Below are 6236 nucleotides of genomic sequence, written 5' to 3' on the forward strand. Positions count from 1 at the left end.
CTGGTGGGCTGGTTTTTGTGTATACGATCCAGCCCTGGGGCCGGGCGGTCCGTGAAGGGCTCCTTGCGGGACTCAGATTCCCTCAAGGAGCCCTTCACGGACGGTCTGTCACCGGTACCGGGGATTTCCTCCCCGGCCGGGCACTGGTGCGCGGCCGGGCCTTGCTTTACTGTCGAGTAACTCCCATACCGGCGGTACGGAGACCGTCGGCGTGGGCGCTCCCGCAGCAGCAATGGAGGTGCCCGGATGAGTGTGGCCGAGCTGGCCGGCCAGGTGGCAGGCAAGCTGACCGAGACCGTGCGCAGCGTCGACGTGATGCGCCGCGCCGGGCTGGTGCCGTTCCCCCGCCTCGACGAGGGCCTGCGGTCCCTCGTCGCGATCCGCAAGTACGGCCCGTTCGCCGGCGCGAACCACATCGCGGCCCGGCGCGATTCGACGGCCGTCGGAATCGTCGACGACCTGGGCCCGCTCACCTTCAAGCAGCTCGACGACCAGTCCAACGCGCTCGCCCGCGCCTGGTCGCAGCGCGGTCTCGGCCCTGGTTCGGTGATCGCCGCGCTGTGCCGCGACCATCGCGGGCTCGTGCTCACGATGGCCGCTTCGGGCAAGCTCGGCGCGCGGCTGTTGCTGATGAACACCGGATTCGCGAAGCCGCAGTTCGCCGACGTCGCCAAGCGCGAGGGCGTCACCGCGCTCGTCTACGACCAGGAGTTCACCGGACTGCTCGACGCGATCGACGGAGACGTCGACCGCTACCTGGCCTGGGTGGACCAGCCGGGCGGCCACGAGATCCCGGTGCTCGCCGAGATCATCGCCAGCACCGACGACCGCCCGCTGCCCGCGCCCGTCAAACCCGGCGGCTTCGTGCTGTTGACCAGCGGCACCACTGGCACCCCCAAGGGCGCGCCGCGACCGCACACGTCCGCGCTGGCGTCGGCGCAGTTCCTGGACCGCATCCCGCTGCGCTCCGGCGAAGCGACCTTCATGGGCGCGCCGCTGTTCCACGGCACCGGGCTGTCGCAGTTCATCCTCAGCTTCGCGCTCGGCTGCACGGTGGTGATGCGCCGGAAGTTCGACCCGGAGGCCACGCTGAAGGGTGTCGCCACGCATCGGTGCACCGCGCTCGTACTGGTGCCGACGATGCTGCAACGGATCGTCGACCTGCCGAAGGAGGTCCGCGACCGCTACGACACCTCGTGCCTGCGGATCATCTTCGTCGCCGGCTCCGCGCTGTCGCCGGATCTCGGCAACCGGGCGAACGAGGAATTCGGCGACGTCGTGCACAACCTGTACGGCTCCACGGAAGTCGCCGTGGCGACGGTCGCGACGCCGGAGGACTGGAAGCGCGCGCCGGGCACGGTCGGCCGAGCGCCGGTCGGCTGCCGCGTCGCGCTGTACGACGAACGCGGCGCCAAGATCACCGCGCCGCACGTGACCGGACGGGTGTTCGTCGGCAGCGGGCTCAGCTTCGGCGGCTACACCGACGGCCGGAACAAGGAGATCATCGACGGCCTGCTCTCCAGCGGCGACGTCGGCCACTTCGACGAGGACGGCCTGCTGTTCATCGACGGCCGCGACGACGAGATGATCGTCTCCGGCGGCGAGAACGTGTTCCCGATCGAGGTGGAAAACCTTTTGGTGGAGCGGGAAGACGTCCTCGAGGCGGCGGTGATCGGGGTCGAGGACCCGGACTTCGGCGAGCGGCTCAAGGCCTTTGTGGTGCGCACGGAAGGCTCGACGCTCGATGAGGACGGCGTGCGCGAGTACGTGAAGGCGAATCTGGCGCGCTACAAGGTGCCGAGGGATGTGGAGTTCCTGGAGGAGCTGCCGCGCAACGCGACCGGGAAGGTGTTGCGGACCAAGCTGAGCTGAGCGCGGTTATCGGAAGAAGATAGGCAGGCAAGGATCTTCAGCTCAGCTCCGCGGCCAGGCTTACGGCCCCCATCCGATGCCGAAGATCCCCGGCCCGAAGTCCAGTGCGATCGCGTGCACCCCGTTGCCGCTGTCCAGCCGCAGCCGACGTCGGGCGGGTGCCTCGTCGGTGGCGTTCGCGTACTGCCAGCAGCGGGCGGGCACCGCGGTCGGGTCGAAGCGGATCTCCAGCAGGTACTCGCGGACCGGGCGGCGGAATTCCCGGTAGTGCGTCGCCCGGCACTGCGGATACGGCGGCCCGGAGTTGCGCAGGGTGTACTCGATGAGGTGCGTCTCGCCGCGCTCCAGCGCGCGGTCGAAGAGCAGTTCGGCCACCAGGATGCCGTGGTCGTCGTCCACTTCGGCGCGTCCGACGCGGCAGTTGCGCACCGGCTGCAAGTCGGGCACCGCCGTCGCGTCACCCTGTGCGTACACCAGCAGCCAGCGGTCCTGACCGTCCGCACCGGACTGGAACACCGCGCGCGAGGTGACCGCGAGCTGGCCGCCGTCGGCCGCGATGTCGCAGCGGTCGTGCAGGCCGATGAGCTTCAGCTGGTGCTGCTGGTCCAGTGCGTCCGGCGCGCCGACGCGGTCCAGCAGCGGCTGCAGGATCTCGCGGGTGAAGGTGACCGGTTCCTCGCCCGCTCGGTCGCGCTTGCTCGCGCCGCGCGGACGGGGCGGCGGCAGCAGGCCGAGCAGCGCGCCGTCGGGGACGTCGAGGATTTCCTCCAGCACCCGCACCGCCGACAGCGACCCGGCCCGTTCCGGCTGGCGTTTGCCCGACTGCCAATAGCTGAGCGCCGTCACGCTCACCGTCGCGCCGCGGGCGCGCAGCCGTGCCTGGATCCGGTCCAGGGAAAGCCCGCTGGCTCCGATCGCGGCGCGCAGCGCGCTCGCGAACGCGGTCCGGGCACCTCCGGCGGTGTCCGGACCGGCGTGGTCCGCATGTCGCTGCGTCATTCCCGTCGACCGCCCCCATTGGTCACCGACCGTGCCGAGCCCGACACAGGCACGGTAGCAGCCGCCGGACCAGGTTGTACCGCCGTACCACTCCGGCGAACGGGCTAGTACTGGCAACTGTGAACCATTGCCGTGACCTGCACGGTCGCGCTTCCATGGCCAGGACGGAACGCGCCGCCCCCGGCGCGTCCGGAGCCTCGGCCCCGGCAGCGCGGACCGCGCCCCGCGCCCGGCCGGCGGCCGCGCCCGGAAACCGGTGGCCCGGCATGCCCCCAGAAGCCGGGCCACCGGTCATCCGCGCCGGATGCGCCTGACTTGCGCGGGCGGCCGAAGCGGCAGACCATGAGCGCGATCCCCGTCAGCGGGGCGGTTTTCCCTCGATCGCAGGTGATCGGCATGGCGAAATTCCTTCTGCTTTACCGCGCCGACCAGTCGGCCGCGGAGCGCATGGCCCAGGCGACGCCCGAACAGCAGGCCGCCGGGATGCAGGCTTGGATGGCGTGGTTCGCCAAAGCGGGCGACGCGGTGGTGGACGGCGGCGCGCCCACCGCGGGCGGCGACGGCACGATCGGCGGGTACTCGATCCTGCAGGCCGATTCGGCGGACGCGGTGCACGGCCTTCTCGCCGGGCACCCGCACACCGAGATCGGCACGATCGACGTGCTGGAAATCCTCCCGCCGCCGGGGGCGTGAGATGGCCGAGCCGGAGTTCGACGGCAAGTGCGCGTTCGCGCTCAGCCTGGGGCCGGCGGACAAAGCGCCCGCGGGCAAAGCGCAGCACGCGCTGGAGGTCGACGGCAAGACGTACTACTTCTTCGGGGCGGTGCCGAAGCTCCTGTTCCGGCTGATTCCCGGCAGCAGGGAACGGGCCGAGTGGAGGTGGGCGAAGAGGTGAGCCGCCGGAGCACCCGGTTGGTTACCAGCGGGTAGGCTCCGGGCATGGTCCTGCGGCAGAACATCCTGATCACCGGAGCCAGCTCCGGTCTCGGCGAGGGAATGGCCCGGCAGTTCGCCGCTCGCGGCCGCAATCTCGCGCTGTGCGCCCGGCGCACCGAACGGCTCGACGACCTGGCCGCCGAGCTGCGCGACGCGTACCCGGGCATCACCGTCGTGACGCGCGCGCTCGACGTCACCGACCACGCGCGCGTCTTCGACGTGTTCGAGGAGTTCCGGACCGAACTCGGCAGGCTCGACCGGGTGATCGTCAACGCCGGGCTCGGCAAGGGACAGCCGGTCGGCGCGGGCCGGTTCGACGCCAACCTGCAGACCCTCGAAACCAACCTCGTCGGCGCGGTGGCCCAGATCGAGGCGGCCGCGGGAATCTTCCGCGAGCAGCGCGACGGGCACCTCGCGGTGATCTCGTCGTTCATGGCGCTGCGCGGTTTTCCGCGGAACCTCACCGCGTACTCCGCGTCGAAGGCCGGAATCTCCGCGTTCGCCGAGGGCGCGCGGCTGGAACTGAGCGGCCACGGCATCACGGTCACCGACGTGCGGCCCGGCTACATCAGCTCCGAGATGACCGCTCGCTCGACCAAACCCAATCCGCTGATGGTGTCGGCCGAAGCCGGTGCGCACGCGCTGGTCAAGGCGATCGAAGCGGAGCCGAAGCGCGCGTACGTGCCTTCGTGGCCCTGGGTACCGCTGAGTCTCGCGGTACGCTTGGCCCCTGGCCGGTTGCTGCGGATGTTTTCCTGACGGGACGGGCGTAAATGGGTGCGATCTACCTGATCCGGCACGGGCAGGCGTCGTTCGGCGCGGCGGATTACGACGCCTTGTCGCCGCTGGGTTTCGAGCAGTCCACTTTGGTCGGCGCGGAGCTGAAACGGCGCGGGGTCGAGTTCGCGCAGGTGCGCTCGGGAACGCTGGCCCGCCAGCGGGACACCGCGGCGACGGCGTTGAAGGTGCTCGGCTGCGACGTGCCGGTGATCGAGGACGAACGCTGGAACGAATACGACCACGTCGACATCGCGGCGCACCACGCGGGCGGTGCGCCGCAACAGGATTCGCGCGAGTACCAGCGGTTGCTGGACGCCGCGCTGACCGCGTGGGTCGACTCCGGCGACACCGGTCCGTGCGCCGAAAGCTGGCCCGCTTTCCTCGGCCGCTGCACGGCGGCGCTGGCGGAACTGGCCGGTTCGCTGGGCAAGGGCGAAAACGGGCTCGTGTTCACCTCCGGCGGGGTGCTGGGCGCGGTCGCCGGATCCTTGCTGGGCACGCCAGGGCCCGGGCTGCTGAAGCTCAACCGCGTCACGGTGAACACCGGCATCACGAAGCTGACGTCCGGCCGCGGCGGCGTGAACCTGTTGTCCTTCAACGAGCATCCGCATCTCGAAGGCGAGAACGCGCGGCTGCTCAGCTACCGGTAGGAGGCCGGCGTGCGGTTCGGTGAGGTCACGATCGTCCCGGTGAACGGGCACGGTCCCGAAGACGTGGTCGTGGACGCCGAGGGCCGGGTCTACACCGGCGTCGATGACGGCCGGATCCTGCGGCTTTCGCCGGACGGAGCACGGATCGACCTGATCGGCGACACCGGCGGCCGCCCGCTCGGGCTGGAGCTCTACGGCGACGACGAACTGCTGATCTGCGACGCCCGCGCCGGGTTGCTGACCATGCCGCTGGCCGGCGGCGAGACGACGACCCTCGCGACGTCCGGCGCCGGGCTGGATTTCGTCTTCTGCAACAACGCCGCGGTCGCCGCCGACGGCACGATCTACTTCACGGATTCCTCGCGCCGCTTCGGCATCGACAACTGGCGTGACGACCTCATCGAACAGACTGCGGGCGGACGGTTGCTGCGCCGCGCGCCGGACGGTCACATCGACCTGCTCGCCGATGGCCTCCAGTTCGCGAACGGCGTCGCGCTTCCGCCGGACGAATCCTTTGTGGCGGTTGCCGAAACCGGTGCGTGCCGGGTGAGCCGGGTCTGGCTGACCGGCCCGCGCGCGGGCGACCGCGACGTCCTGATCGACGACCTGCCGGGTTTCCCGGACAACATCGCGACCGGTTCGGACGGGCTGATCTGGATCACCGAGGCCAGCCCGCGCCTCCGTGCCCTCGACGTCGTGCGGCGTCTTCCCCGCGCGGTCCGGACAGCTGTGCGCGCCCTGCCGGACGCGCTGCAGCCCGCGCCGAAACGCCGGGTGGGCGCGGTCGCCGTCACCCCGGACGGTTCGGTCGTGCGGGAACTGCGCGGCGAGATCCCGGGATTCCACCTGCTGGTGGGCATCCGCGAATACCACGGCCGCCTGTGGTTCGGCTCCCTAGAAGAAAACGCGCTCGCCTACACCGACCTCTAGCTCTAGCTCTAGCTGTCCGTGAGGGGAACCCTGAGGGAATCAGAGTCCCTCAGGGTTCCCCTCACGGAC

Annotated in this window: 7 protein-coding genes; 6 read left to right on the plus strand and 1 reads right to left on the minus strand. The window is 70.5% G+C overall.

Annotation, left to right across the window (positions count from 1 at the left end):
- Positions 1 to 246: 246 nt before the first annotated feature.
- Positions 247 to 1872: an acyl-CoA synthetase gene (locus ACFXI3_RS01345; RefSeq protein ID WP_344287116.1), complete on the plus strand. Its 1626-nt coding sequence runs from the start codon at positions 247 to 249 to the stop codon at positions 1870 to 1872.
- A gap of 60 nt (positions 1873 to 1932) precedes the next feature.
- On the opposite strand, the gene ACFXI3_RS01350 is transcribed toward ACFXI3_RS01345, so the two are convergent.
- The gene (locus ACFXI3_RS01350) at positions 1933 to 2871 is read right to left on the minus strand and encodes a hypothetical protein (RefSeq protein ID WP_344287114.1); all 939 of its coding nucleotides are present in this window, start codon (positions 2869 to 2871) and stop codon (positions 1933 to 1935) included.
- Between the two features lie 342 nt (positions 2872 to 3213).
- Here ACFXI3_RS01350 and ACFXI3_RS01355 point away from each other — a divergent pair, with 342 nt between their 5' ends.
- Genes ACFXI3_RS01355 through ACFXI3_RS01375 form a run of 5 tightly spaced genes read left to right on the plus strand, consistent with a single transcriptional unit; the run spans position 3214 to position 6167 of the window.
- Positions 3214 to 3564, plus strand: coding sequence for a YciI family protein (locus tag ACFXI3_RS01355; RefSeq protein ID WP_378397330.1), 351 nt, complete (start codon positions 3214 to 3216; stop codon positions 3562 to 3564).
- A gap of 1 nt (position 3565) precedes the next feature.
- Entirely contained in the window at positions 3566 to 3766 is a 201-nt protein-coding gene (locus ACFXI3_RS01360; protein ID WP_378397331.1) for a hypothetical protein, read from the plus strand.
- Positions 3767 to 3810: 44 nt separating this feature from the next.
- Positions 3811 to 4566 carry an SDR family oxidoreductase gene (locus ACFXI3_RS01365; RefSeq protein WP_344287108.1) on the plus strand — a complete coding sequence of 252 codons (756 nt, stop codon included), beginning with the start codon at positions 3811 to 3813 and terminating at the stop codon, positions 4564 to 4566.
- Positions 4567 to 4580: 14 nt separating this feature from the next.
- Positions 4581 to 5237: a histidine phosphatase family protein gene (locus tag ACFXI3_RS01370; protein ID WP_378397332.1), complete on the plus strand. Its 657-nt coding sequence runs from the start codon at positions 4581 to 4583 to the stop codon at positions 5235 to 5237.
- A gap of 9 nt (positions 5238 to 5246) precedes the next feature.
- Entirely contained in the window at positions 5247 to 6167 is a 921-nt protein-coding gene (locus ACFXI3_RS01375; protein ID WP_344287104.1) for an SMP-30/gluconolactonase/LRE family protein, read from the plus strand.
- Positions 6168 to 6236: the final 69 nt, after the last annotated feature.

It is taken from the genome of Amycolatopsis sp. NPDC059235 (genome assembly GCF_042754125.1).
GTDB classification, from domain to species: Bacteria; Actinomycetota; Actinomycetes; order Mycobacteriales; family Pseudonocardiaceae; genus Amycolatopsis; species Amycolatopsis albidoflava.

Excerpts from the sequence above, each read along its gene's own strand:
- ACFXI3_RS01370 (WP_378397332.1), top strand. The coding sequence starts at position 4,581 with ATGGGTGCGATCTACCTGATCCGGCACGGGCAGGCGTCGTTCGGCGCG.
- ACFXI3_RS01355 (WP_378397330.1), top strand. The coding sequence starts at position 3,214 with ATGAGCGCGATCCCCGTCAGCGGGGCGGTTTTCCCTCGATCGCAGGTG.
- ACFXI3_RS01350 (WP_344287114.1), bottom strand. The coding sequence starts at position 2,871 with ATGACGCAGCGACATGCGGACCACGCCGGTCCGGACACCGCCGGAGGT.
- ACFXI3_RS01345 (WP_344287116.1), top strand. The coding sequence starts at position 247 with ATGAGTGTGGCCGAGCTGGCCGGCCAGGTGGCAGGCAAGCTGACCGAG.
- ACFXI3_RS01360 (WP_378397331.1), top strand. The coding sequence starts at position 3,566 with ATGGCCGAGCCGGAGTTCGACGGCAAGTGCGCGTTCGCGCTCAGCCTG.
- ACFXI3_RS01365 (WP_344287108.1), top strand. The coding sequence starts at position 3,811 with ATGGTCCTGCGGCAGAACATCCTGATCACCGGAGCCAGCTCCGGTCTC.